We start from the raw sequence: 25,702 nt of genomic DNA, 5'->3' as shown, positions 1-25,702 counted from the left end.
TTCCCGCACACGCTTTCGTCGTGCGACGGCGCCACGCCGTCGCGTCGACGGTCCGGTACCGATGCCACCGCCCCGCCCCGGCGAAGGCCATCGGTCCACCGCCGCCCGTTGCAGCCGAACGGAAGCCGTACCCGCCGAGGACGCGCAGGACGGCGGCACGTCCGGGCCCGGGGGATCCTCGTCCATCGGCTTCCGGCCTCCCTGCGAAGGGGCGACGGGGAAGCTGCGGAACGCCGGTTCCCGTCCGTTCTCAAGGACGTGCCCACAACTGGTCGTGCCGCGGAACGCAGGCGCCGCCGCCGGCCCGCACGGCCTCCACCACCGCCTGGTGCAGACTTCGGCTGCCCTGCTGAGAAGGGCAGGGGACCGGGCTCCCGGTCAGTGTGAACCTCTGGGAGGTGCCGCTGTACAGGACCTCCACGGCGGCCTCCCTGCCGTCCCAGGTGGTATGGACGGTCAGATCCCCGGTGACGATCCCCGCCTCGTCGGTGCGAACGCCTCCCGGCCCCGTGAACACGCCTGTCGTCGTCCATGATGTCAGGGCCATGGTGTCCAGCCTTCCTTCGTGGGTGCGGGAACCTCTTCTTCCGGCGGCCCCCGCTTCGGAGTGCTCCGGGGCCCGCCGGCTCACCGCGGGACGGAGCTGCCGCTCACCACCGGTTCCCGGTGTGTCCGCGGCTGAGGGTGAGACGCCGCGCCACGTCCCGCTTCCTCCTCCGCGAACCGCGTCGCGGCCCGGACGCCTTCGAGGAACGGCGCGGGGAAGACGCGGGTGAAGTTCCCCTCCGCGGCGATCCCGGGGAGGATCTGCAGGTCGCGCGGTCTCGACGACGGACTTCACCGGGTCGACGCGGCGGAGGTGGGCGACCGCGGCCACGCCGATGGAGCCGGTGGAGACGTCACCCCGGGTGATGGCCCGCGGGGACGGGATCGGCATGGTGAGCGTACGCAGGGTGACGTTCCCCATGCGGTCCGCCACGGGGATCACGAACCGGATCCCATGAGGCCGGACGTTGCGCGGTTCGCCGCAGCGGAACACGACACCGCCCTGGTACGGCCGGGCGATCGCTACTCCGAGGTCCGCCACGGGGCCCACCTCCTTGAGGCTCTGGCCTTCATAGTGACCGGCCGGCCTGCGGCCGGGCGGGGGCCGTCCGTCCCGTCGCAGGGGCCGACCGGCCCCCCCCACGCCGAATCCCTACGGTGGTGCCGTCGGTCGGCAGGACGTGCACGGGAGCCTCGAGGATGCCGTTCACCGCGCATCTCCTCCGGGACACGGTGCCTGCGGCCTCCGGCTGGGCGACCGGGACGGACAGGGGCTGACCGGGCTGCACACCGGACCGGCCGGCCCCGCACTCAGGGCCGGTCGCGGGGCCGACGGCGGGCGGCGAGGCCATACGGCCCCATGACAGACGACGTCTGCCGGACCAGCGTGAAAGGGCGGGCGCACCACGCACGCGCCGCCCGTCAGCGCCGCTGCGGCAGCGCGTCGCGCACCCGCGAACCAGCGGGCAGGGCCCCGGCACGAGGAGGCAACCGTGAACGAGCAACCGACGGTGCGCGGTCTGATGGATGCCGCCCCGTACTCGATCAGCGAGGACGAGAGCGTGCTGATGGCCTGGGAGGTCATGGAGAGGGCCGAGCAGCGTCACCTCCCCGTGGTCCGCGGGGACGGCTGCTGCGCCGGGCTCCTGGAGCGCGCCGAACTCGCCGTGGTCTGCGCGGCGGCCGCGGCCACCCTGTCCTCCCGCAGAGTGCGCGATCTCGTGCACGCCCGCCGGACCGTCACGGTCCACCCCGAGGAGTCGGTTCTGCGCGCGGCAGCCGTGATGACGGCCGAGGATCTCGACGCCCTGCCGGTCACGGATCCGCACGGACGGCTGGTCGGGCTGCTCACGGCCCGCGACTACGTCGCCTCCGCCGCTGATCTGCAGGCCCGGGCCGAACCCGTCGGCCCGGGCCCCGCGCGGGCGACCCTGCCCGGGCTGCCGCCCCGCAGCACGGCGTGGCACGGCACGTGAGGAAGCTCCTGAGCACGACCGACCTCACAGGCGACGCGACGGCGTCCCCGGAGCACAGGGGGCCGGCTACTGCCGCTCTCGTCGAAGTCCGGGCATGGGAGGAACAGGTGGTTGAACGTGCCGGGCGGGACGGCCAGGACGCCGATGGCGACCGGGTTCTTCTCCGATGGCCGGTGCACTGCCCACTGGCTAGCATGGGGAATCACTGGTAGCGCATCAGCCGGAGCGAAAGCCCCGCCGTTGGGCGGCTTGGTGCTCGGTCGCCTCCGCGCGACTCGAACCGCTCAGTCTCAACCTCCCGTGCCTGTACGCCTGAGGGCGATGTGGTGGCGGCCGTTCTCGCGCTGATCCGCCGTCAGCGCGTGACGGATGCATTCGTTCCCACGGCCCGGTGGCCACCCGAAACCCACCCTGCCCAGAAGTACGAGCGCGTCGGCGGCATGCGCCGTACGGCCGGGCCGGCGCACACGGAGGACCAGGCAGATGGCTGCGAAAGAGTACAAGCGGGGAACCGCGTTCCCCGGAGTGATCGGCCGTACGGCGGATGAGTCGACGCCCGCGTGGCCGCAGCCCACCCGGGCCGCTCCGGGGTCGCCGAACGTCTTGTTCATCACGCTCGACGACACGGGGTTCGGCCAACTCGGTTGTTACGGCGGCCCCATGACGACACCGAACGTCGATTCGCTGGCCGCGAACGGGTTGCTGTACAGCAACATGCACACGACCGCCCTGTGCTCCCCGTCGCGTTCCTGCATCATCACCGGGCGGAACCACCATGCGAACGCCATGGCACTGGTGACGGAGTTCGCCACCGGGTATCCGGGGTACAACGGCCGCATCCCGTTCGAGAACGGTTTCGTCTCCGAGATGCTCGTCGAGCAGGGCTTCAACACCTACGCGGTCGGCAAGTGGCACCTGGTGCCCTCGGAGTACGAGTCGGCCGCCGGACCGTACGACCGCTGGCCGTTGGGCCGTGGCTTCGACCGCTTCTACGGATTCCTCGGCGGTGACACCAGCCAGTGGTACCCGGACCTGGTCTACGACAACCACCAGATCGAACCCCCCGCCTCACCGGAGGAGGGTTACCACCTGACCCCGGACCTGGTGGACAAGGCCGTCTCGTTCATCGCCGACGCCAAACAGGTCGCCCCGGACAAGCCGTTCTTCCTGTACTTCTGCCCCGGAGCCACGCACGCCCCGCACCATGTGCCGAAGGAGTGGGCGGACCGTTACCGGGGTCGGTTCGACGACGGGTGGGACGCCTACCGCGAGGCCGCCTTCGCCCGGCAGAAGCAGTCGGGGGTGGCGCCGCCCGACGCCCGTCTTTCGCGGCACGACCCGGACGTGCCGCAGTGGGAGTCCCTGTCACCCGACGCCCGGCGTCTCGCCGCGCGGATGATGGAGGTCTACGCCGGGTTCCTGAGCCACACCGATCACCACATCGGGCGCCTGCTGGACTTCCTCAAGGAGACCGGCGAGTTCGACAACACCCTCATCATGCTGGTCTCCGACAACGGCGCCAGCGCCGAAGGCGGCGTCACCGGGACGACCAACGAGGCGCAGTTCTTCAACAACGCCCCCGAACCGCTCGAGGACAGCCTCAGCGCCATCGACGAGATCGGCGGGCCGAACACGTTCAACCACTACCCGTGGGGCTGGACCTGGGCCGGCAACACCCCCTTCCGGCGATGGAAGCGGGAGACCTACCGGGGCGGCGCCAGCGACCCCTTCCTCGTCCACTGGCCCCAGGGCATCAAGGCGCGCGGCGAGGTACGCACCCAGTACGCCCACATCATCGACATGGTCCCCACGGTGCTCGACGTGCTCGGCATCGAAGCCCCGGACACGATCAAGGGCGTGCCCCAGTCACCGATCCACGGCGTCAGCTTCGCCCACACCTTCGACAGCGCGTCCGCGCCGACGCTCCACCACACGCAGTACTTCGAGATGATGGGGCACCGCGCCATCGACCACGACGGCTGGCGAGCGGTCTGTCCCTGGCCCGGTCCCTCGTTCACCGAGGCGGGCAAGCCCTTCGGCACCCCCATCACGGCGGAGACCCTCGGCAGGCTCGACACCGAAGGCTGGGAGCTGTACCACATCGACAAGGACTTCGCCGAGACCAGTGACACGGCGGCCGAGAACCGGGCCAAGCTGATCGAAATGGTCTCCCTGTGGTACGTGGAGGCCGGAAAGTACGGCGTCCTGCCGATCGACGGCAGCGGCACGCAGCGGCTGATGCAGGAACGTCCGCAGATCTTCGCGGAACGCACCAGCTGGACGTTCCGGCCCGGCACCGAGACCCTGCCGGCCGCGGTCGCTCCGCGCGTGCTCAACCGGCCCTTCGCCATCACGGCGGACGCCGAGATCCCCGCAGGCGGTGCCGAGGGCGTGTTCCTCTGCCAGGGCGCCAACGTCGGCGGCTTCACCTTCTACATGAAGGACCGCAAGCTGCACTACGTCCACAACTACCTGCGGCGCGCCCTGTACGGCGTCTCCTCCACCGAGGAGGTCCCCGAGGGCCGCCACGAGCTGCGCGTGGAATTCGAACCGACCGGCGAGCCCGACATCCCGAACGGCAAAGGCGTCCCGGGCCGTGCGCAGTTGTACATCGACCGCCGCCGCGTCGGTGAGGCCGACATCCCGGTCACCACAGCGATCATGTTCAATCCCGGCGGCATGACCTGTGGCGCGAACCCGGGTTCCGCGGTCACGCCCGACTACAAGCCGCCCTTCCGGTTCACCGGCGTGCTGCACACCGTCACCGTAGACCTGTCCGGAGACCTGATCATCGACGCCGACAGCGAGCTGCGGATGCACCTGTCCCGTCAGTAGGGGATCCGCCCGTCCTGGCGAGCGCCCCTCTCGGGGCCGACCACCCGGTTGCACCCCCGGCCTTGTCCCGCACCTGTCCCAGGGGCGAGGCGACCACGCCTCGCGGCCCCTTCCTTCCTCAGGCGGGGTGGGGCCGAATGGGTGACGATGGAGGGGTCCCGATCCGTTCGTGGTGCTCCGTGGGAATCGTGGTGCTCCATGAAAAGAGGTGAGTAGCGTGACATCCTCCTCCGAATTCTCAGGTGCCGTCCCGCCACAGGAGACCCCGTCTCAGCGCGCGACCCCCGGCGGTGAAGTACTGGGCGCCGTGGCGAACTTCGGCTGGCAGTCCCTGTTCACCATCGGTCTGGCGTCAATCGCCCTGGGTGTCGTCATCCTGGCGTGGCCGGGTGAGACGCTGCGGGTGGTGGGCGTACTCTTCGGCGCCTTTCTCCTGGTCAGCGGTGTCTTCCAGCTGGCCGCGGCCTTCGGCGCACATGTACCCGGGCACCTGCGGGCACTGCACTTCGTCACGGGCGCGCTCTGCGTGCTGCTCGGGCTCGTCTGCTTCCGGGGCACCCTGGAATCGATCCTGCTGCTCGCCCTCTGGATCGGATTCGGGTGGCTGCTGCGCGGCATCATGATGACGGCGGCCGCCGCGTCCGCCCCGGACATGCCGGCGCGAGGCTGGCAGATCTTCCTGGGCATCACCACCCTGCTGGCGGGCATCGTGCTGATCGTCCTGCCGTTCGGTTCGATCGCCGCGCTCACCCTGGCGACGGCCATCATGGCGATCGTCCTGGGTGTGATCGAGGTGTTCCACGCCATCCAGTTGCGTGTCGAAGCCGGCCGTCTCACCCGGGGCAGCGCCACCGGGCAACGGCGGTCCCTCTTCCACGCGCACCCTCACCCGCAGCACTGAACCTCGGCGCAGTCGTCAGCAGTACCCGGAGTGCAGCGCACCGCGCCGGGAAGGCCGCGCGAGGTCCAGCTCAACGTCCACCCGGCTCGGGAGGCGGTGGGACGTCCTGTCGGGAACGATGAACTCCCCTCCCGCGGGCCGATCCCCATGTCTCGACCGCCGGCGTCTGGCTCCTGACGCCGGCGGGGAGGGTGGAGACCGGGCGCGCAGGGCCGTGCGAGCTGATGCGGCCGTCGGGACCGCCGGAAGAGACCGGGCGCGGACCGATGAGTTCCTTCGTGACGAGCAGTCATGGACCATGGTTGACGCGCCGCGGCCGCAAGTGCGGCCGAAGCTCGCACCAACCCGCTGGGTACGGGACACGAGACACCGAGGAACCTCAGATGCGCACTCTGATCAGCACTGCCTTCATCTCGCTCGACGGCGTCGTGGAGGCCCCGGGCGGCGAGCCCGGCTACCGGAACTCCGGCTGGACCTTCAAGGACATCGAGTTCCTCCCCGAGGCGTTCGACATCAAGGGCCGGGAGCAGAAGGAAGCCACGGCGATGCTGATGGGCCGGACCAGTTACGAGGCGTTCAGCCCGGTGTGGCCGGACATGGAGGACTTCGCCGACTACAAGGTGATGCCGAAGTACGTCGTCTCCACCACCCTCACCGAGGACGACCTGGTGACAGGCTGGGGCGAGACGACGATCCTGCGCTCGCTGGACGACGTCGCCGCCCTGAAGGAGACCGAGGGCGGCCCCATCATCGTCCACGGCAGCGCCGCCCTGAACCAGAGCCTCTCGGACGCCGGCCTGATCGACCGCTATCACCTGCTCGTCTTCCCGCTCCTGCTCGGAGCGGGCAAGCGCCTGTTCAGCGCCACGGACAAGGACACCCAGAAGCTGAAGCTGGTCGAGCACGAGGCGTACGCCAACGGCCTGCAGAAGAACGTGTTCGACGTCGTCCGCTGACAGGGCTCCCGCATGCGCCCGGCCCCCGCCTCATCGGACACGGCACCGCTCGGAAGATCGATGGTTGACGCGCCGTGCCGCGGGGGCGGGGCTGCCGGGTCTGCCTCCGGATCAGGAGCCGTGCTCCGGCTCGGTCGCCTTCTTCGAGTAGGCGTCGTGCCAGGCGGCCTTGGCCCCGGAGTCGCCGATCCGGTAGACGTCCACGACCGCTCCGACCGCGACGGCCAGCGAGAGCACACCGATGACGATGCGCACCGGCAGGGCGGACCAGCGGGTGCCGCGGCCCTGCCCGGGCCCCGCCGGCGCCTGCCGCCCCGCCCACCAGACGACCGCCGCCAGCACGAACAGGCCCAGGGCCCACGGCAGCAACCCGTCACCGAGCTCGGTGTGCCGCCGTACCAGGGCGTCGTCGCCGACGTGCCGCTCCAGCCATTCGCCGGCGTGCGTGGTCAACGGCACGCTGACCAAGGCCGCGAGGGTGAGGGCCGGGAGCAGTACGCCCAGGCGCCGGGCGGCGGCCGGCCACACCGCGGCCGCCACCAGGGCCAGCGCGGAGAGGGGTATCAGCACGACGACCACATGGACGAGCAGCACATGCGCGGGCAGACCGTTGATCAGATTCATCCGGGGGCTCCTGAGGGGGGATGTCGGGCACGCCAGACTGGCACGGTCACCTCTGAGTCACCTCTCAGTCGATCAAGCTCCCGGCCGTCGCTCCCCGCGCACCGACGCCACGGCGGCGCTTCGGCCGCCCTGTGCGAGGGACCACTGCGAGTGACTTCATCCCGGGCCACACTCGCCGGAGCGGCCCGCGCACGCGCCGTCAGCCGCTTCGCCGCGCGGACTGTCGGGGCAGGCGGACCGTGAAGGTCGTGGAGCCCGGTCCGCTCTCCAGAGCCACGCTTCCCCCGTGGGCCTCGGCAACCGCCGCGACGATCGACAGTCCCAGGCCCGATCCGCCGCCGGAAGCGTCCGGGAAGCGGCGGTGTTCGGCTCGGGTGAAGCGCTCGAAGACGGCCGGCTGGACGTCTCGGGGGACGCCGGGGCCGTCGTCGTGGACGGAGAGCAGGACCGAGCCGGCGTCGATCTCCAGCGTCACCGTGACCTTGGTGCCGGCGGGCGTGTGCAGACGGGCGTTGGCCAGCAGGTTGGCCAGCACCTGCTGGAGGCGGTGGGCATCGCCCGGGACGGTCACCGGATCCTCCGGCAGGTCCAGGGTCCAGCGGTGTCCGGGACCGGCCGCGTGGGCGTCGGTGACCGCGTCCAGGACCAGGCGGGTGAGGTCGACGGGGAGGCGCTCCAGAGGCCGGCCGGCGTCCAGACGGGCGAGCAGCAGCAGGTCGTCGACCATCTCGCCCATGCGGGCGGACTCCGCCGAGATACGGTGCAGGGCCCGGGTGATCTGGGGCGACACCGGGCCCGGGTGCAGAAGTGCCAGCTCGGCGTGGCCCCGCACCGAGGCGACCGGAGTCCGCAGCTCGTGGCTGGCGTCGGCGGCGAAGCGGCGTAGCCGCTCCTCGCCGGCGTGCCGCTTGGCCAGGGCGTCCTCGACATGGCCGAGCATGCGGTCGAAGGCCGCGGCGACCCGCTCGACCTCACTGCCCGGATCGGTGTCCCTGGGGTGCGCCGGCAGCGTGACCTCGCCGCTGGCGAGCGGGAGTTCGCTGACCCGGGTGGCGGTGGCGGCGACCCGGCTGAGCGGCCGCAGCGACCATCGCACCCAGAAGGCCCCGGCGACGCCGGTCACCACGAGAGCGAACCCGAAGACGATGCCGGAGACCGCCTCGAGCCGGTGCACCGTGGCCTGGACCGGCTCCAGCGGCAGGCCGACCATCAGGACGTCTCCGTCCCGGCCGGGGGAGGCGACCACCCGGTAGTCGTCCAGGGCGGAGAGGCCGACGGTGTGAGCTCTGCCGTCGGCCGGCACCCGGGCCAGCCGGCCGGCGTCCTGCGCCGTGAGGTCGACGTCCAGGTCCGCCGCGGGGTCGCCCGACTTGATGAGTCCCTTGTTGGTGATCGTGCCGTTCACCAGGCGGGCGCCGAAGGTGCCGGTGGCCTGATGGCGGGTGTCGCCGTACTCGTCACCGTCGTGGTCGTCCGGCACCCCGCCGTGGTGCTCCAGGCTCTCCGGGAACCGGGTGCCGATCTGGGTGAGCTGTTCGTCCAGGCGCTGGGTGAGGAAGCCGTTCAGCTCGACGACCGCCGCCAGGCCCACGGCCGCGCAGCTCACCGCCAGCAGCACCACCAGGCCGACCGTGAGGCGGGCGCGCAGCGTGCGGGGCCGGGGCAGCGGGCGCAGGCGACCGGGGCGAAACGCGCGGATCACCGGGGCACCGGCTTCAGCACATAGCCCGAACCGCGCACCGTGTGGATCATGGGCTCACGGCCCGCGTCCACCTTCTTGCGCAGGTAGGAGATGTAGAGCTCGACCACGTGAGCCCGGCCGCCGAAGTCGTACGACCACACGCGGTCGAGGATCTGCGCCTTGCTGAGCACGCGGCGCGGGTTGCTCATGAGGAAGCGGAGGAGTTCGAACTCGGTCGGGGACAGTTCGAGCGGCTCGCCGGAGCGGGTCACCTCGTGGGCGTCCTCGTCCATCACGAGGTCGCCCACGACCAGGCGCGGTCCGTCGTCCAGCTGCCGGGCCATGCCCGCGCGGCGCAGCAGGCCGCGCAGCCGGGCCACGACCTCCTCCAGGCTGAAGGGCTTGGTCACGTAGTCGTCGCCGCCCGCCGTGATGCCCGCTATGCGGTCCTCGACCGCGTCCCGCGCGGTGAGGAAGAGCACACACACGTCGGGCTTCACCTCGTGCAGACCACGCAGCACCGTGAAGCCGTCCGTGTCCGGGAGCATCACGTCCAGGACGACGGCGTCGGGCAGCAGCTCGCGCGCCGCGGCCAGCGCCGCGGCGCCGTCACCGGCCGCCCGCACCTCCCAGCTCTCGTAGCGCAGGGCGCCCGTGAGCACCTCCGCGAGGTCGGGGTCGTCGTCGACGACGAGGACACGCAGCGCAGTGCCGTCGGGGCGGGTGAGGGCGGGGCGAACGGTACGAGTGGTGTTCATGGCGTCTCCCAGCATCGCCTGTCCTCCGCGCGCCAGGAGCCGTGCCTCCCTCTCAGTTCTCTCTGAGTCCGCCGGATCGGCTGTCGCTCAAAGCTACCTCAGAGCTTCGGCCCGCACAGTGGCCGGGCAGGAGGCAGCGACCGGCACGAGCAGGACGCGAAGGACACGAAGGGCACGACAAGGATGGGACGGCGATCGATGACCACCGTGGATGCCCGGCGGGCTGACCCGCCCGCACCCGCGACCGTACGGCGCTCCACCGGCGTCCTGGTGCAGGCCGTGCTGTGGGGCGCCGCCGCAGCCGTGCTCGCGCTGTGGTGGACCGACACCGGGTCCGTGTCCGGCACGGCCGGCTGGCTGACCGGCGCCGGGCGGATCGCCGGACTGCTGTGCGGCTACGCCTGCGCGGTGCTGGTCGGCCTGATGGCGCGGGTGCCGCTGCTGGAGAGACGAATCGGCTCCGACCGGGTGGCCCGCTGGCACGCCATGGCCGGCCGGTACACGATCTGCCTGCTCGTCGCGCACGTCGCACTGATCCTCGCCGGGTACGCCGCCCAGGACCGGGCCTCCCTCTGGCACGAGACCGTGGACGTCGTCCTGGACTACCCCGACATGCTCAAGGCGACCGCCGGCACAGTGGTCCTCTTCACGGTCGGCATCACCTCGGCCCGGGCCGCGCGCCGCCGTACCGGCTACGAGTTCTGGTACTACGTCCACCTGCTGACCTACGCGGCCGTCTTCCTCGCCTTCTTCCACCAGTTGACCCTGGGCGAGGAGTTCCACGGCAAGCCGGTCGCCACCGCCGTCTGGTACGCGCTGTACCTGGGCGTCGCGGCCCTCGTGCTGTGGTTCCGGATCCTCGTTCCGGTCCGGCTCAACCGGCGCCACCGGCTGCGCGTGGATTCGGTGCACCGGGAGGCGCGGGGCGTGTACTCGGTCGTCGTACGCGGACAGCACCTGGACGAGCTGGGGGCGCGGCCCGGGCAGTTCTTCCGCTGGCGGTTCCTCGGCGCGGGCCTGGGACGGACGTCGACGCCGTACTCCCTGTCCGCGCCGCCGCGCCCGGACCTGCTGCGGATCACGGTCAAGGCGCTCGGTGACCACAGCGCGGCCGTCGCCCGGCTCCGGCCCGGCACCCGGGTGTGGGCCGAGGGACCGTACGGATCGCTGACCGCCGACCGGGCCACGAGCCACCGCTCCCTGCTGATCGCGGCCGGAGTCGGCGTCACGCCACTGCGCGCGCTGTTCGAGACGCTGCCCGGCGAGGTCGCGCTGCTCTACCGGGCGCACTCCGCCGAGGACCTCGCACTGGGCGGGGAGCTGGAGGCGATCGCCCGCCGGCGGGGCGCACGGGTGCTGTACGCCCTCAACGGCCCAGGCGGGGAGCGCCCGCACATCACGGCGGAGACGCTGCGCACCACATTCCCGGGCCTGCGCGGTCACGACGTCTACCTGTGCGGCCCGCACGGCTTCGCCCAGGACGTGTACGGCGCGCTGCGCGCGGCCGGGGTGCCGGACCGCCGTATCCACCACGAGTCGTTCGAGCTGTGAGGTCACACATATGCACCCGCTGAAGAAGAACCGCCCGCTCCGCCGGATCGTGCTGGCCGGTGCGGCCACGGTCTCCGGGATGGTGCTGCTGCTCTCGCTGAAGCCGCACACCAGTCCGCTGCTCGCGACCACGGACGTCGGATCCCCGACGGCATCGAGCAACTCGGCGCCGCCCAGTGGATCGGGCCGCCCGAGCGGTGCCCCTTCGGGCACGCGGACCGGCTCCCGGACCGCCACCGGCGACACCGTGGAGACCCGCTGGGGACCGGTACGGGTGCGGGTGACGGTCAAGGACGGCAGGCTCACGGACGTCACGGCCGTGGACTACCCGCAGGACAACCCGCGTGACCAGGAGATCAACAGCTACGCCCTGCCCCAGCTGCGGCGCGAGGCCCTGGCCGCGCAGAGCGCCCACATCGACATGGTGTCGGGCGCCACGTACACGAGCACCGGCTACCGGCAGTCGCTCCAGTCCGCACTGGATTCCGCGGGCCTCTGAGCCACGCCCGCTCCACGACGCCCGCTCCACGTGACGTCCGCGCCCGCCTCGTCGCGTCAGCCGCCGCCACCGGGACCGACGGGTGCGGCACCGGGCTGCGCGGGCCGGCCTGCCGGGACCGACGGGTGCGTCACCGGGGCTGCGCGGGCCGGCCTGCCGGGACCGACGGGTCAGCCGTGCGCGGAGGCCGTCCCCCGGTGGCCTTGATCGGGCGGAGTGCCCCCGGCGCGGTGGGAACCAGGCGGGTCGGCTTCGCGCCGGTCCACGGGGGAGTGCATGCCCCGCCGCCGATCCGGGCAGGCAGTCATGGCGGAGCGCTGGCCCGACGCGGTCGTTCGCACCGTCGGACGGGGCAGGCCGGGCACGGGTGTGCGTCGGCGTATACCGACGCGTCGGGAAAACCCGGTGGCCGGCGCGGCGGGATGCCGCCGCCGGTGGGCGGATGCACGGGTCGAGCGCCGACAGGAGGTGGTAACCGATGGCTGCGGTCACACCCCGGGGCATGGGCGACCCCGGACTCTTCACGCCGGACTCCGTGACCTGGCAGCTGCACGGCGACCCCATGATGTGGATCGCCGGCGTCCGCGCGCTCTACCTCCAGGCCCTGCACCCGCGCGCGGTCCGCGGCGTCCTGCAGAACTCCGACTTCCGCCGTGACGCCTGGGGCCGGCTGATGCGCACCGCGAACTTCGTCGGCACGACGACGTACGGCACGACCGACGCCGCCGAACGCGCCGGAGCCCGCGTCCGCAAGATCCACGGCATGCTGACGGCGACCGACCCGGACACCGGCGAGCGGTACGGCGTGGGCGAGCCGGACCTGCTGCTGTGGGTGCACTGCGCGGAGATCGACTCCTATCTGCAGGTCCTGCGCCGCTCCGGCTTCCCGCTCAGTGACGCCCAGGCCGACCGGTACATCGCCGAACACCGGGTCAGCGCCCGGCTGGTGGGCCTCGATCCCCGGACGGTGCCGGCCGACAGGGCGGACCTCGCCGCGTACTTCGAACGGGTCCGGCCCGAACTGGCCGCGGGGCCCGAGGCACGCGAGGTGGACGACTTCCTGCTCCGGCCGCCGGTCCACCCCCTGCTGGTGCCGGCACGCGAGGTGCTGTGGCGGCACGTGGCACACCTGGCGTACGCGGCCCTCCCGCCGTACGCCCACCGGTTGTACGGCAGGCCGGCCCCGGACCCCGCGGTCGTCACCCGCAGACTGCGGGCCACGGGCGTCCTGCTGCGTCGCATCCCCGCGCGCGTCCGCTGGCAGCTCCCGCCCCGGCACATCCTGCGTGCCATGGCGAGGCTCGGCCCGCAAGCGCGCCCCGCACCGCACAAGGCCGTCCCGGGCGTGCCGAAGCCGTCTCCCTGATCCGGCGTCCGGCGGTTTCCGGCCCTGGGCGATCTCTGCCCGGGCCGATCTCTGTGCGGGTCGGCCTCTGGCCGCGACGGATCAGTGCGTGTTACCAAGAACCATGTCTGTCGACGAGGGAACCCGCGCGTACGACGCCGTCATCGTGGGTGGCGGTCACAACGGTCTGGTCGCCGCCGCCTACCTGGCCCGGGCCGGCCGGTCCGTGCTGGTACTGGAACGGCTGGACCACACGGGCGGCGCCGCCGTCTCCACCCGCCCGTTCGCCGGTGTCGACGCCCGGCTGTCGCGCTACTCCTACCTCGTCAGCCTGCTCCCGCGGAAGATCGTCAGCGACCTCGGGCTGGACTTCCGGGTGCGCGGCCGCACCGTCTCCTCGTACACCCCCGTGGAGCGGGAGGGACGGCCGACCGGACTCCTCGTCGGCGGCGGCGAGGAGCGCACCCGGGCGGCGTTCGCCCGGCTGACCGGCGGAGAGCGGGAGTACGGGGCCTGGCAGCGTTTCTACGGCATGACCGGCCGAGTAGCCCAGCGTGTCTTCCCGACACTCACCGAGCCCCTGCCGACCCGCGACGAGCTGCGCCGCCGTATCGACGACGAGACCGCCTGGCGGGAGCTGTTCGAGGAACCGATCGGGGTCGCCGTGGAGAAGCGGTTCAGCGACGACCTGGTCCGGGGCGTCGTCCTCACCGACGCCCTGATCGGCACCTTCGCCGACGCCCACGACCCCGGCCTGGCCCAGAACCGCTGCCTCCTCTACCACGTCATCGGCGGCGGATCCGGTGCCTGGGACGTGCCCGTCGGCGGCATGGGCGCCCTCACCGACGCGCTGGCGGCGGCGGCCCGCTCGGCCGGCGCGGTCGTCGCCACCGGCCACGAGGCGGTCCGCATCGACACCGACGGCCGCACCGCCGAGGTCGCCTACCGCACCGCCGACGGCGAGGGTACGGCCGTCGCCCGGCACGTCCTGGTGAACGCCTCCCCGCGCGAACTGGCCGCCCTGACCGGGGACACCCCGCCCGAGCCCGCCGAGGGAGCCCAGCTCAAGGTCAACATGCTGCTCACCCGGCTCCCCAGGCTCCGCGACCCCGACGCCGACCCCCGCGAGGCCTTCGCCGGCACCTTCCACATCGCCGAGGGCTACGAGCAGCTGGCCACCGCCCACGCCCAGGCCGCCGCCGGTGAACTGCCCGCCGCACCGCCCTCGGAGATCTACTGCCACTCCCTGACCGACCCGACCATCCTCGGCCCCGAGCTCGCCGAGCGCGGCTACCAGACGCTCACCCTCTTCGGACTGCACACCCCCGCCCGGCTCTTCGACCGGGACAACGACGGCGTGCGCGCGGAGCTGCTGAAGTCCACCCTCGCCCAGCTGGACGCCCACCTCGCCGAACCGCTCGCCGACTGCCTGGCCACCGACGCCGACGGCCGCCCGTGCATCGAGGCGAAGACCCCGCTCGACCTCGAACGGGACCTGCGGCTGCCCGGCGGCAACATCTTCCACCGGGCCCTGTCGTGGCCGTACGCCGGGCCGGACACGGGCCGCTGGGGCGTGGAGACCCGGCACACCAACGTCCTGCTGTGCGGCGCGGGAGCGGTACGCGGGGGAGGGGTGAGCGGGGTGCCCGGCCACAACGCGGCGATGGCGGTGCTGGAGCGGGACTGAGCGCCGCCCCTGTCTCGTCAGCGGTGGTCGACCGGGGCCTGTCCGCTGCCGTGTCTCGTCAGTGGTGTCAGGGCGGGACTGTCCGCTGTCGTGTGTCGTCAGTGGTGTCAGGGCGGCCCTGTCCGCTGTCGTGTGTCGTCAGTGGTGTCAGGGCGGCCCTGTCCGCTGCCGTGTCTCGTCAGCGGTGCCGGAGCGGGACTGACCGCTGCCCCCGTCCCGTGCGTGACGGCCGCTCCAGGTCCGCTCAGTCGGCCGAGGGCCGCCAGCCCGCCGCCGTGATGCGCGCCCGGTCCGCCGGGCGTGCCCCGTCGAACAGCACCCGGTCGCCCGCCTCGACGCGCAGTGCGTCGACGTAGACACCCCGGCCGGTGTACAGCCGGTCGGTGGTGTACCGCCAGCGCAGGGCCGGCCTGCCGTCGGCCGGCAGCGGCGCGGTCACCTGGTGCCAGACGCGGCCCGACCAGCCCGTGACCGTGCCCGACGGATGGTCCTGGGCATCCTCGCCGTGCCGGGAGGTGCCGAAGGGGACCGGGTGCCAGGTGGCACCGCCGTCCGTGGTGGACTCCAGCACCAGTACGTCGCTCGTGGGCTCGGTGTCCCACCACAGCTCGCAGCGCAGGCGCGCCCGGCCGGCGGAGGTGTCCAGCGCCGGGAGGGCGAGCGTCGCGTCGGTGGCGTTCACCATGCCCGAGAACCAGGCCGTACGGCCGCGCGCGGGACGCACCGGTACCGCGCGGGCCAGGTTGTTCCCGGCGGCGACCCGCGGTGCGGAACCGGAGCGCCAGGTGCGCACCGGATGCACCGAGTTGCCGAGGACGACCAGGAAGGAGTCGGTCGTGGGGTCGAGTACGAGCGAGGTGCCGGTGAAGCCCGTGTGGCCGGCCGTGCGCGGGGTGGCCAGAGCCCCCATGTACCAGTGCTGGTACAGCTCGAAGCCCAGGCCGTGCTCGTCGCCCGGGAAGGCGGTGTTGAAGTCGGTGAACAGGGTCTGCACCGACTCCGGCCGCAGGACCCGGGTCCGGCCGTAACAGCCGCCGTTGAGCAGCGTGCGGCCGAGGACGGCGAGGTCCCACGCACAGGAGAACACCCCCGCGTGTCCGGCCACTCCGCCGAGGCTGAACGCGTTCTCGTCGTGCACCTCGCCCCACACCAGCCCGCGGTCCAGCCCGGACCACGGCCTGCGCGCGTCCTCGGTGGCCGCGATTCCCGGCTTCCAGGAGGCGGGCGGGTTGTAGCGGGTGCGGCGAAGGCCCAGCGGGCCGGTGATCTCCTCGCGGAGGAGGACGTCGAGGGGGCGGCCCGTGATGCGCTCCAGCACCAGCTGAAGGGAGATCAGGTTCAGGTCCGAATAGAGGTACGCGGAGCCGGGCGGGGTGAGCGGCGCCTCGCTCCAGATGAGCTGCAGCTTCGCCTCGCGCGTCGGCGCGTCGTACAGCGGGATCCACGCGCGGAAGCCCGAAGTGTGGGTGAGGAGTTGACGGATCGTCACGTCCTGCTTGCCGGCGGCGCCGAACTCCGGGAGATAGGCGGCGACCCTCCCCTCCAGCGCCAGCGCGCCCCGCTCCATCTGCTGCACGGCGAGCAGCGAGGTGAACAGTTTGGAGACGGAGGCCAGGTCGAAGACGGTGTCCCGGGTCATCGGGAGCCGGCGGTCGGGCGGCAACTCCACGCCCGTGTCGGTCTTCTCGTCGTAGGCGGAGTAGCGCACCGCCATCCCGATCGGCTCGTGCAGGGCCACCGTGCCGCCGCGTCCGGCGAGCAGGACGGCGCCCGCGTACCAGGGGTGGCTCGGCGAAGGGCCGAGGAACGCCTCGGCGTCCGCGACGAGTTGCCGCAGATGCTCCGCGAGCAGCCCGGCGCGCTCCGGTGTGCCGTGGCGCAGGGTGGGCCGCCCCGAGGCAGGCGTCGCGCCGCCCCCGGAACGTGGGGCGGCCGCACCCGCCGGCAGCGTGCCACCCGGACCCGCCGGCAGCGCGGCGGCCGGGCCTGCGGGCAGTGCGGCGAGGGCCAGGGCGCCGCCCGACGCCAGCGAGCCCGCCATGAGCCGGCGCCGCGTCGGCCCGCTCGCCCCTCCGTCCGTCAGTCCGTCCGTCATCGTGCGGCCTCCCGCCTGAAAGTAACTTCCGGGGCTTGCCCTGTACCGTGAAACTTTCCTGTCAGGCGGAGGGTGTGTCAACGGGGCACGTGAGGTCCGACAGAATCTGACGGACTATCAGAAAAGCTCTTCCGTCGTTCGGGTGACTGCGGCATCCTGCGCCCATGCAGACGGAGCTGAGCAAGCGCCTGGGAATCGAGCACGCCGTCTTCGGCTTCACCCCCTTCCCGGCCGTGGCCGCGGCCATCAGCCGGGCCGGCGGTTTCGGCGTGCTCGGCGCGGTCCGCTACACCGCCCCCGACGACCTCGAGCGCGACCTCGACTGGCTCGACGCGCACGCCGGGGGCCGCCCCTACGGGCTGGACGTGGTCATGCCGGCCAAGCAGGCCGCGGCCACGGGGGACCGGGCGCTGTCCGAGGCGGACGTCGAGGCGATGATCCCCGCGGAACACCGGCGGTTCGTCCGGGACACCCTGGCCGGGTTCGGCGTGCCGGAGCTGGCCGAGGGCGAGGCGTCCGGGTGGCGCATCACCGGCTGGCTGGAGCAGGTCGCCCGCACCCAGCTCGACGTCGCCTTCGGCTACCCGATCCGGCTGCTCGCCAACGCCCTGGGGTCACCGCCCGCCGACGTCGTCGCCCGCGCCCACGACCGGGGCGTCCTGGTGGCCGCTCTCGCGGGCAGCGCCCGGCACGCCCGCAAGCATCAACAGGCGGGCCTCGACGTCGTGGTGGCCCAGGGCTACGAGGCCGGCGGGCACACCGGCGAGATCGCCTCCATGGTGCTCACCCCCGAGGTGGTGGAGGCCCTCGACCCGCTGCCCGTGCTCGCCGCGGGCGGCATCGGCAGCGGCCGGCAGGTGGCGGCCGCCCTCGCCCTCGGTGCCCAAGGTGTGTGGCTGGGCTCCATATGGCTGACCACCACAGAAGCCGATCTCCACTCGCCCGCCCTCACCCGCAAGCTGCTCGCCGCGGGCTCCGGCGACACCGTCCGCTCCCGCGCCCTGACCGGCAAGCCCGCACGCCAGCTCCGAACCGAGTGGACCGACGCCTGGGACGATCCGGCGGGACCCGGCACCCTGCCGATGCCCCTGCAGGGCCTGCTGGTCGCCGACGCGGTCTCCCGCATCCAGAAGTACGAGGTCGAGCCGCTGCTCGGCACCCCCGTCGGCCAGATCGTCGGCCGGATGACCAGCGAACGCAGCGTCCGGGCCGTCTTCGACGACCTCACCCGCGGCTTCGAGGAGGCCGTGGACCGCATCAACCGCATCGCCGGAAGGAGCGGCCAGTCGTGAGCACACCCCCCGCCGGTTTCTGGGCCCAGGCCGCCCAGGACCCCCACCGCACCGTCCTCGTCGCCCCCGACGGGGAGGAATGGACCGCCGGGCGCCTGCACGCCGCCGCCAACCGGCTCGTCCACGGGCTGCGCGCGGCCGGACTGGAGCGCGGCGACGCGTTCGCCGTCGTCCTGCCCAACGGCGTCGAGTTCCTCGCCGCCTACCTCGCCGCCGGCCAGGCCGGTCTCTACCTCGTCCCCGTCAACCACCATCTCGTCGGCCCGGAGATCGCCTGGATCGTCGCCGACTCCGGTGCCAAGGTGCTCATCGCGCACGAGCGGTACGCCGCCGCCGCGCGCGCCGCCGCCGACGAGGCGGGGCTCCCGGCCGGCCACCGCTACGCGGTCGGACCGGCCGACGGCTTCCGGCCGTACGCCCACCTCCTCGACGGACAGCCGGAGTCCGCGCCGGCCGGCCGCGAACTCGGCTGGGTCATGAACTACACCTCCGGTACGACCGGACGCCCGCGCGGCATCCGCCGCCCGCTGTCCGGCCGGCCCCCCGAAGAGGCCCACCTCGGCGGCTTCCTCGGCATCTTCGGCATCAGGCCGTTCGGCGACGGCGTCCACCTGGTCTGCTCCCCGCTCTACCACACGGCCGTGCTGCAGTTCGCCGGCGCGTCCCTGCACATCGGCCACCGCCTGGTGCTGATGGACCGGTGGACGCCCGAGGAGATGCTCCGGCTCATCGACCGCCACCACTGCACGCACACCCATATGGTCCCCACCCAGTTCCACCGCCTGCTGGCTCTCCCGGAGGAGGTGAAGGCGCGCTACGACGTCTCGTCCATGCGGCACGCCATCCACGGCGCCGCCCCCTGCCCGGACCACGTGAAACGGGCCATGATCGACTGGTGGGGGCACAGCGTGGAGGAGTACTACGCGGCCAGCGAAGGCGGCGGCGCCTTCGCCACCGCCGAGGACTGGCTGAAGAAGCCCGGCACCGTCGGCAAGGCCTGGCCCATCAGCGAACTCGCGGTCTTCGACGACGACGGCGAACGGCTGCCGCCCGGCCGGCTCGGTACGGTCTACATGAGGATGAACACCGGCGGCTTCGCCTACCACAAGGACGCGGACAAGACCCGCAGGAACCGGATCGGCGACTTCTTCACCGTCGGCGACCTCGGCTACCTCGACGAGGACGGCTACCTCTTCCTCCGCGACCGCAAGATCGACATGATCATCTCCGGTGGGGTCAACATCTACCCCGCCGAGATCGAGGCCGTGCTCCTGTCCCATCCGGCCGTCGCCGACGCCGCCGTCTTCGGCATCCCGCACGACGACTGGGGCGAGCAGGTCAAGGCCGTCGTCGAACCGGCGCCCGGCCACGAGCCGGGTCCGGCCCTCGCCACCGCCCTCCTCGGCCACTGCGCCGAACGGCTCGCCGGCTACAAGCGGCCCAGGAGCGTCGACTTCGTCGCCGAGATGCCCCGGGACCCCAACGGCAAGCTCTACAAGCGGCGGCTGCGCGCACCCTACTGGGAGGGGCGCACCCGGCAGGTGTGACGGCCGTCCGGGACGCTTGACCGGTACGTCCGGTGGGCCGCAGGATCGGCTGTCATGAAGCAGGCACACGGCAGCACCGTCGACGGGGTCCTGCGGCGCAGTGCCCGGCGCACCCCGGCCCGCGTCGCGGTGGAGTACGGCGAGCGCAGATGGACGTACGAGGAGCTCGACGACGCCGTCTCCCGCGCGGCCGCGGTCCTGCTCGCGCAGGGCCTCACGCCCGGCGACCGGGTCGCCGCCTACGGCCACAACTCCGACGCCTACCTGATCGGTTTCCTCGCCTGCGCCCGCGCGGGCCTGGTCCATGTGCCGGTCAACCAGAACCTCACCGGGGACGACCTGGCCTACATCGTCGGCCAGTCCGGCAGCACGCTGGTGCTCGCCGACCCCGAACTCGCCGGCCGGCTCCCGCACGGCCCACGCGTGCTGCCGCTGCGGAACTCGGCGGGCTCCCTCCTCGACCGGTTGCCGGACGCGCCGCCGTACGACGGACCCGAGCCGCGCACCGAGGACCTGGTGCAGTTGCTGTACACCTCCGGCACGACCGCCCTGCCCAAGGGCGCGATGATGACCCACCGTGCGCTGGTGCACGAGTACTTGAGCGCCATCACCGCGCTCGACCTGAGCGCCGGCGACCGGCCGGTGCACGCGCTGCCGCTGTACCACTCCGCGCAGATGCACGTGTTCCTGCTGCCCTACCTCGCGGTCGGCGCGACCAACGTCGTCCTGGACGCGCCGGACGGGGACCGGCTCTTCGATCTCGTCGAGGCCGGCCGGGTGGACAGCCTGTTCGCGCCGCCGACGGTGTGGATCGGCCTGGCGAACCGGCCCGACTTCGCCACCCGCGACCTGAGCGGCCTGCGCAAGGCGTACTACGGCGCGTCCGTCATGCCCGTGCCCGTCCTGGAGCGGCTGCGCGAACGCCTGCCGGGCCTCGCCTTCTACAACTGCTTCGGCCAGAGCGAGATCGGCCCGCTGGCCACGGTGCTCGGTCCTGACGAACACGAGGGCCGGCTGGACTCGTGCGGCCGGACCGTGCTGTTCGTGGACGCCCGGGTCGTGGACGACAAGGGCGAGAACGTCCCCGACGGTGTGCCGGGCGAAATCGTCTACCGCTCACCGCAGTTGTGCGAGGGCTACTGGGACCGGCCCGAGGAGACGGCCGAGGCGTTCCGGGACGGCTGGTTCCACTCGGGCGACCTCGCGGTGCGCGACGCCGACGGCTACCTCACGGTCGTCGACCGGGTGAAGGACGTCATCAACTCCGGTGGCGTGCTGATCGCCTCCCGCCAGGTCGAGGACGCCCTGTACACGCACGAGGCCGTGGCGGAGGCCGCCGTGGTCGGGCTGCCCGACGAACGGTGGATCGAGATGGTCACGGCGGTCGTCGTCCCGCGCGCCGAGGTGACGGAGGATCAGCTGATCGCCCATGTGAAGGAGAAGCTCGCCGCCTTCAAGGCCCCCAAGCGGGTGCTGTTCGTGGACCGGCTGCCCCGCAACGCCAGCGGGAAGATCCTCAAGCGCGAGCTGCGGGACCGCTTCGGCGGTTAGGCCGTGCGGCGGCTACCGGCCCGTCCACCGGGCCGGACCGCGTCGGCCGGCACCCGCGTCCGGCCGTCAACGGGCGGGCGCGTGGGTGCCGGGGCGCCGACGGGGCCTGCCTGGACGGCCCTTGTGGCAGTGCGTCGTCACCGTGTCACCGGTCTGTGACAACGGTGTCGTGAACCGATGACGCCGGTAACCCCTCGGTACGCAGCCGCTTCTCATGGAGCGAGCACGTACCGGGGAGCCGAGACCGCTTCGGCTTCGACCACCACTGGATAGCAAGGGGCCTTTCATGTCCGGCAACCGTCGCAAGGCATTTCTCGTCTCCGCAGCCCTCGCAGGCAGCGCCCTGCTGCTGACGGCATGTCAGGACTCGGACTCCGGCTCCGCGCCGAGCCCTTCGTCCGCCGCGTCGGACGGCACGGCGGTCACCCCGTCCGGCTCGTCGACCACGGGCAGCACCCAGGGCGGCACGCACGGCGGCGGGAAGGACTCCGCGGGGAAGGACTCCTCCGGGACGGGTTCCGGCGGGCAGGGCACGGCCGCCGGGACCGGCTCCGGCCAGGGCGGCAGGCCCGGCAGGTGCCGCACCGGCGACCTGAAGATCACGGCGACGGACAACACCATCGCCGGCGACCCCGACGGCACCGTCACGGTGCAGCTGCGCAACGGCGGCGGCCGGGACTGCGCGATGTCCGGGTACGCGGGCGTCGACCTGAGGACGAGCGCGGGGTCGCTGTCCGCGCGGCGCACCGGTCAGCGGGCCGACCCGGTCGTGCTCAAGAGCGGGCAGTCGGTGGCCTTCGGCGTCAACTACCCGCTCAACACGTCGGGCGGATCGGGCGTCCGTGTCACGGCGCTGCTGGTGACCCCGCCGAACGAGACGAGGACGGTCACCCTCCGCTGGCCCGGCGCCGGGACGCTGCCCGTCACGGACGGCACCGGCTCCGCGGTGAAGGTCGGTCCGGTCGGCAGCGCCGGGCAGGGCGGCTGACCCGCACGTCCCGCGGCTCACGCGCCGCCGCGGCGGGTCCACCGTCCTGAACGCCGGTCGGGGCGGCTGGACCCGCACGTCCGGGGAAGGCTGACGGGGCTCGGGCGCTACCGCGGGCGCAGGTCCACGATCCTGCGGATCTTGCCCACCGAGCGCTCCAGCGACTCGGGCTCCACGATCTCCACGTCGACGGACACGCCGATGCCGTTCTTGACGGCCGCGACGATGGACCGGGCCGCCTCCGCCCGCACCTCCGGTGTCGCCCCCGCACGGGCCTCGGCCCGGACGGTCAGCGCGTCTAGGCGGCCCTGACGGGTCAGGCGCAGCTGGAAGTGCGGTGCCACACCGGGTGTACGCAGTACGATCTCCTCGATCTGGGTCGGGAACAGGTTGACCCCGCGCAGGATCACCAGGTCGTCGCTGCGGCCGGTGACCTTCTCCATCCGCCGGAACACCCGGGCCGTGCCGGGCAGCAGCCGGGTCAGGTCCCGGGTCCGGTAGCGGACGATCGGCATGGCCTCCTTGGTCAGCGAGGTGAACACCAGCTCGCCCCGCTCGCCCTCCGGCAGCACCTTGCCCGTGATCGGATCGACCACCTCCGGATAGAAGTGGTCCTCCCACACCGTCAGTCCGTCCTTGGTCTCCACACACTCCTGGGCCACACCCGGACCGATCACTTCGGACAGGCCGTAGATGTCCACGGCGTCGATCGCGAACCGCTCCTCGATCTCGCCGCGCATCTGCTCGGTCCACGGCTCGGCCCCGAAGACGCCCACCCGTAGCGAGGTGCCGCGCGGGTCCACGCCCTGCCGTTCGAACTCGTCCAGCAGCGTGAGCATGTACGAGGGGGTCACCATGATGACGGACGGTTCGAGGTCCAGGATCAGCTGCACCTGACGTGCCGTCATGCCGCCGGACGCGGGGACGACCGTACAGCCCAGGCGCTCGGCACCGTAGTGGGCGCCCAGGCCACCGGTGAACAGTCCATAGCCGTAGGCCACATGCACGATGTCACCGGGTCGCCCGCCGGCCGCCCGGATCGACCGGGCCACCATGTCGGCCCACATGGACAGGTCGTTGTCCGTGTAGCCGACCAGGGTGGGGCGTCCCGTGGTGCCGCTGGAGGCGTGCAGTCTGCGGATCCGCTCCCGGGGCACGGCGAACATGCCGTACGGGTAGTTGTCCCGCAGGTCGGCCTTGGCCGTGAACGGGAAACGGGCCAGATCCGCGAGCGAGCGGCAGTCCTCCGGGCGGACGCCGGCCTTGTCGAACGACTCACGGTAGAACGGCACATGGTCGTAGGCGTGCCGCAGCGAGGCGCGCAGCCGCTCCAGCTGGAGCGCGCGCAGCTCCTCCGGCCCGAGCCGTTCGCCCGCGTCGAGCAGCTCCCTCGCATCCGTCATGGAGACGTCTCCCTCGTACGGCCGCACATTCCGGACGACCGATCATTCGGTCGTGCTGTTCGGGGCCAGTAACGCAGGCCACGCGCCCACAGGCAAGAGCGCGCGCAGATTTTCCGGGTGCGGGCCGCCCCCCGAGAGCGGGCGCCGGGGCGGAACGGCCGTGTCCGAGGCCGGAAAACCGTTGCACGCCGGCCGGGGCCGCCCCGATGATCGACCGCATGCCGACCTTCACCGCCGCCGACGGCACCCGGCTCGCCTACCACCTGCGGGGCGAGGGCGAGACCCTGGCCGTCCTGCCCGGCGGCCCGATGCGCGCCTCCGCCTACCTCGGGGACCTCGGCGGGCTGACCGCGCACCGCCGGCTCGCCCTGCTCGACCTGCGGGGCACCGGTGACTCCGCGACGCCGGCGGACGCGGCGACGTACCGCTGCGACCGGATGGTCGAGGACGTGGAAGCCTGGCGCTCCCACATGGGGCTCCAGCGGATGGACCTGCTCGCGCACTCGGCCGGCGCCGCCCTGGCGACCCTGTACGCGGCCCGCTACCCGCAGCGCGTACGGCGGCTCCTGCTCGTCACCCCCAACCCGTCGGCCCTCGGCCTGCGGGCGACCCCGCAGGACCGTCTGGCGGCGGCGGCACTGCGCACGGACGAACCGTGGTTCGCCGACGCGTTCCCCGCCTTCCGGACCTGGCTCGCGGGGGACGCCGACTTCGACGACGTCTTCCTGCCGTTCTTCTACGGCCGCTGGGACGACACCGCCCGGGCGCACGCGGAGGCCGAGGCCGAGCAGACCAACGACGACGCGGGCGCGCACTACTTCGCCGACGGCGCCTTCACCCCGGACGCGACCCGCGCCGCCCTCGCCGCCTTGAGAGCCCCCGTCCTCGTGCACGCGGGCGAAGTCGACGGCGGCCCACGCCCCGACCTCGCCCGGCGTGCCGCCCGGGCCTTCCCCGGCGCCGAGTTCGCGGTCCAGCCCGGCGCCGGACACTACCCGTGGCTGGACGACCCGCAGTGGTTTCTCAGCCGTGCGCTCGCCTTCCTGGACAGGCCCGCGGACCCCGTTCTGCCGTAGGCGTATCGGGCGGCCCGGCAGCGGACCGCGCGGCTAGTGTGCCGGCATGGACACCGCAGCCCCGCACGCCGTCGAGGCGAACGGAATCACCCTGGCCTGTCGCGTCTGGGGCCCGGCGGACGCCCCGCCCGTCGTGCTGCTGCACTGCCGGGGCGCCGACGGCGCGGACTGGACGCAGATCGCCGAACGGCTGGCGGCGCCACCGCGGCCGCGCCGGGTGTACGCCCCGGACCTGCGCGGCCACGGACACAGCGACTGGTCCGGGGACTACTCGGCCCGGACGATGAGCGAAGATGTCCGCGCGCTGCTGGCCGCCCTCGGACTCGGCGGTGCCGACGTCGTGGGGCATTCGCTCGGCGGCCTCGTCGCCTATGTCCTCGCGCAGCGGCATCCCGGTGCCGTGCGCCGTCTGGTGCTGGAGGACGTGTGCGCTCCCGTGCCGCTCGACCCGCCCCGGCCACCCGCCGAACGCCCCGACGGCGAGCTGCCGTTCGACTGGGCGATGGTGCGGGCCACCGACGAAGAGCGCAACGCGCCCGATCCGGTGTGGTGGGAGCACATGGACCGGATCACCATGCCCACGCTGGTCATCGCGGGCGGCCCCACCAGCCTCATCCCGCAGGATCAGGTCGCCCGGCTCGCGGAACTGATCCCGGGCGCCCGGCTGGTCACCCTCGATGCCGGGCATCTCGTCCACGAGGCCCGGCCCGAGGAGTTCCTCGCCGTGCTGGAGGCGTTCCTCGCCGAGTGACAACTCGCGCCGCCTGACGTACGGCAGGGACCATGCCCCGGCAGGCCCGGCAGGCCCGGCAGGCCCGGCAGGCCCGGCAGGCCCGGCAGGCCCGGCAGGCCCGGCAGGCCCGGCAGGCCCGGCAGGCCCGGCAGGCCGGGC

General features: G+C 72.7%; 20 protein-coding genes. 14 read left to right on the top strand and 6 right to left on the bottom strand.

Annotation, left to right across the window (positions count from 1 at the left end; genetic code table 11):
• Nucleotides 1-250 precede the first annotated feature (250 nt).
• Nucleotides 251-547, bottom strand: coding sequence for a hypothetical protein (locus ABVB68_RS27180; protein ID WP_353603781.1), 297 nt, complete (start codon nucleotides 545-547; stop codon nucleotides 251-253).
• 991 nt (nucleotides 548-1,538) lie between these two features.
• Here ABVB68_RS27180 and ABVB68_RS27175 point away from each other — a divergent pair.
• The 4 genes from ABVB68_RS27175 to ABVB68_RS27160 all read left to right on the top strand — a co-directional run bounded on the left by ABVB68_RS27175 (nucleotide 1,539) and on the right by ABVB68_RS27160 (nucleotide 6,713).
• Nucleotides 1,539-2,021: a CBS domain-containing protein gene (locus ABVB68_RS27175; RefSeq protein ID WP_353603780.1), complete on the top strand. Its 483-nt coding sequence runs from the start codon at nucleotides 1,539-1,541 to the stop codon at nucleotides 2,019-2,021.
• Between the two features lie 483 nt (nucleotides 2,022-2,504).
• Nucleotides 2,505-4,856, top strand: a complete 2,352-nt coding sequence (locus ABVB68_RS27170; RefSeq protein WP_353603779.1) for an arylsulfatase — start codon at nucleotides 2,505-2,507, stop codon at nucleotides 4,854-4,856.
• Nucleotides 4,857-5,073: 217 nt separating this feature from the next.
• Nucleotides 5,074-5,757, top strand: coding sequence for an HdeD family acid-resistance protein (locus ABVB68_RS27165; RefSeq protein WP_353603778.1), 684 nt, complete (start codon nucleotides 5,074-5,076; stop codon nucleotides 5,755-5,757).
• A gap of 383 nt (nucleotides 5,758-6,140) precedes the next feature.
• Nucleotides 6,141-6,713, top strand: a complete 573-nt coding sequence (locus ABVB68_RS27160) for a dihydrofolate reductase family protein (RefSeq protein WP_353603777.1) — start codon at nucleotides 6,141-6,143, stop codon at nucleotides 6,711-6,713.
• 111 nt (nucleotides 6,714-6,824) lie between these two features.
• On the opposite strand, the gene ABVB68_RS27155 is transcribed toward ABVB68_RS27160, so the two are convergent.
• The 3 genes from ABVB68_RS27155 to ABVB68_RS27145 form a co-directional block, all read right to left on the bottom strand.
• The gene (locus ABVB68_RS27155) at nucleotides 6,825-7,337 is read right to left on the bottom strand and encodes a DUF2231 domain-containing protein (RefSeq protein ID WP_353603776.1); all 513 of its coding nucleotides are present in this window, start codon (nucleotides 7,335-7,337) and stop codon (nucleotides 6,825-6,827) included.
• Between the two features lie 199 nt (nucleotides 7,338-7,536).
• Nucleotides 7,537-9,039 (bottom strand): sensor histidine kinase, encoded by a 1,503-nt coding sequence (locus ABVB68_RS27150; RefSeq protein WP_353603775.1) that lies wholly within the window; start codon nucleotides 9,037-9,039, stop codon nucleotides 7,537-7,539.
• Complete coding sequence (locus ABVB68_RS27145) at nucleotides 9,036-9,776, bottom strand: response regulator transcription factor (RefSeq protein ID WP_353603774.1); 741 nt, start codon at nucleotides 9,774-9,776, stop codon at nucleotides 9,036-9,038. Before ABVB68_RS27145 ends, ABVB68_RS27150 begins: the two co-directional genes overlap by 4 nt.
• A gap of 198 nt (nucleotides 9,777-9,974) precedes the next feature.
• Here ABVB68_RS27145 and ABVB68_RS27140 point away from each other — a divergent pair, with 198 nt between their 5' ends.
• The 4 genes from ABVB68_RS27140 to ABVB68_RS27125 all read left to right on the top strand — a co-directional run bounded on the left by ABVB68_RS27140 (nucleotide 9,975) and on the right by ABVB68_RS27125 (nucleotide 14,858).
• Complete coding sequence (locus ABVB68_RS27140) at nucleotides 9,975-11,327, top strand: ferredoxin reductase family protein (RefSeq protein WP_353603773.1); 1,353 nt, start codon at nucleotides 9,975-9,977, stop codon at nucleotides 11,325-11,327.
• Nucleotides 11,328-11,337: 10 nt separating this feature from the next.
• On the top strand, nucleotides 11,338-11,826 hold the full coding sequence (locus ABVB68_RS27135; protein ID WP_353603772.1) for an FMN-binding protein: 489 nt from the start codon (nucleotides 11,338-11,340) through the stop codon (nucleotides 11,824-11,826).
• A gap of 478 nt (nucleotides 11,827-12,304) precedes the next feature.
• On the top strand, nucleotides 12,305-13,192 hold the full coding sequence (locus ABVB68_RS27130) for an oxygenase MpaB family protein (protein ID WP_353603771.1): 888 nt from the start codon (nucleotides 12,305-12,307) through the stop codon (nucleotides 13,190-13,192).
• A gap of 103 nt (nucleotides 13,193-13,295) precedes the next feature.
• A complete protein-coding gene (locus tag ABVB68_RS27125) occupies nucleotides 13,296-14,858 on the top strand; it encodes a phytoene desaturase family protein (protein ID WP_353603770.1) in 1,563 nt (520 codons plus the stop codon).
• Between the two features lie 244 nt (nucleotides 14,859-15,102).
• Here ABVB68_RS27125 and ABVB68_RS27120 read toward each other — a convergent pair whose 3' ends face one another.
• Nucleotides 15,103-16,953, bottom strand: a complete 1,851-nt coding sequence (locus ABVB68_RS27120; protein WP_353603769.1) for a serine hydrolase domain-containing protein — start codon at nucleotides 16,951-16,953, stop codon at nucleotides 15,103-15,105.
• Nucleotides 16,954-17,117: 164 nt separating this feature from the next.
• On the opposite strand from ABVB68_RS27120, the gene ABVB68_RS27115 reads away from it, so the two are divergent.
• From ABVB68_RS27115 to ABVB68_RS27100, 4 genes are all read left to right on the top strand, one after another.
• Nucleotides 17,118-18,245 carry an NAD(P)H-dependent flavin oxidoreductase gene (locus tag ABVB68_RS27115; protein ID WP_353603768.1) on the top strand — a complete coding sequence of 376 codons (1,128 nt, stop codon included), beginning with the start codon at nucleotides 17,118-17,120 and terminating at the stop codon, nucleotides 18,243-18,245.
• Nucleotides 18,242-19,792: an acyl-CoA synthetase gene (locus tag ABVB68_RS27110; protein ID WP_353603767.1), complete on the top strand. Its 1,551-nt coding sequence runs from the start codon at nucleotides 18,242-18,244 to the stop codon at nucleotides 19,790-19,792. The genes ABVB68_RS27115 and ABVB68_RS27110 overlap by 4 nt, the downstream gene beginning before the upstream one ends.
• A gap of 54 nt (nucleotides 19,793-19,846) precedes the next feature.
• Nucleotides 19,847-21,343 (top strand): acyl-CoA synthetase, encoded by a 1,497-nt coding sequence (locus tag ABVB68_RS27105; protein ID WP_353603766.1) that lies wholly within the window; start codon nucleotides 19,847-19,849, stop codon nucleotides 21,341-21,343.
• Nucleotides 21,344-21,629: 286 nt separating this feature from the next.
• Nucleotides 21,630-22,331: a DUF4232 domain-containing protein gene (locus ABVB68_RS27100; RefSeq protein ID WP_353603765.1), complete on the top strand. Its 702-nt coding sequence runs from the start codon at nucleotides 21,630-21,632 to the stop codon at nucleotides 22,329-22,331.
• Between the two features lie 107 nt (nucleotides 22,332-22,438).
• Here the strand turns inward: ABVB68_RS27100 and paaK are convergent, their stop codons facing one another.
• The gene (gene paaK, locus ABVB68_RS27095) at nucleotides 22,439-23,734 is read right to left on the bottom strand and encodes a phenylacetate--CoA ligase PaaK (RefSeq protein WP_353603764.1); all 1,296 of its coding nucleotides are present in this window, start codon (nucleotides 23,732-23,734) and stop codon (nucleotides 22,439-22,441) included.
• A 218-nt stretch (nucleotides 23,735-23,952) separates the two neighbouring features.
• On the opposite strand from paaK, the gene ABVB68_RS27090 reads away from it, so the two are divergent.
• Both ABVB68_RS27090 and ABVB68_RS27085 read left to right on the top strand, forming a co-directional pair.
• Nucleotides 23,953-24,810 (top strand): alpha/beta fold hydrolase, encoded by an 858-nt coding sequence (locus ABVB68_RS27090; RefSeq protein WP_353603763.1) that lies wholly within the window; start codon nucleotides 23,953-23,955, stop codon nucleotides 24,808-24,810.
• A gap of 46 nt (nucleotides 24,811-24,856) precedes the next feature.
• Nucleotides 24,857-25,561 (top strand): alpha/beta fold hydrolase, encoded by a 705-nt coding sequence (locus ABVB68_RS27085; RefSeq protein WP_353603762.1) that lies wholly within the window; start codon nucleotides 24,857-24,859, stop codon nucleotides 25,559-25,561.
• Nucleotides 25,562-25,702 lie beyond the last annotated feature (141 nt).

The organism is Streptomyces sp. NPDC096012, assembly GCF_040426375.1.
Taxonomy (GTDB): domain Bacteria; phylum Actinomycetota; class Actinomycetes; order Streptomycetales; family Streptomycetaceae; genus Streptomyces.
The sequence above is the reverse complement of the archived record's forward strand: the minus strand, read 5'-3'. Positions and strand labels throughout refer to the sequence as shown.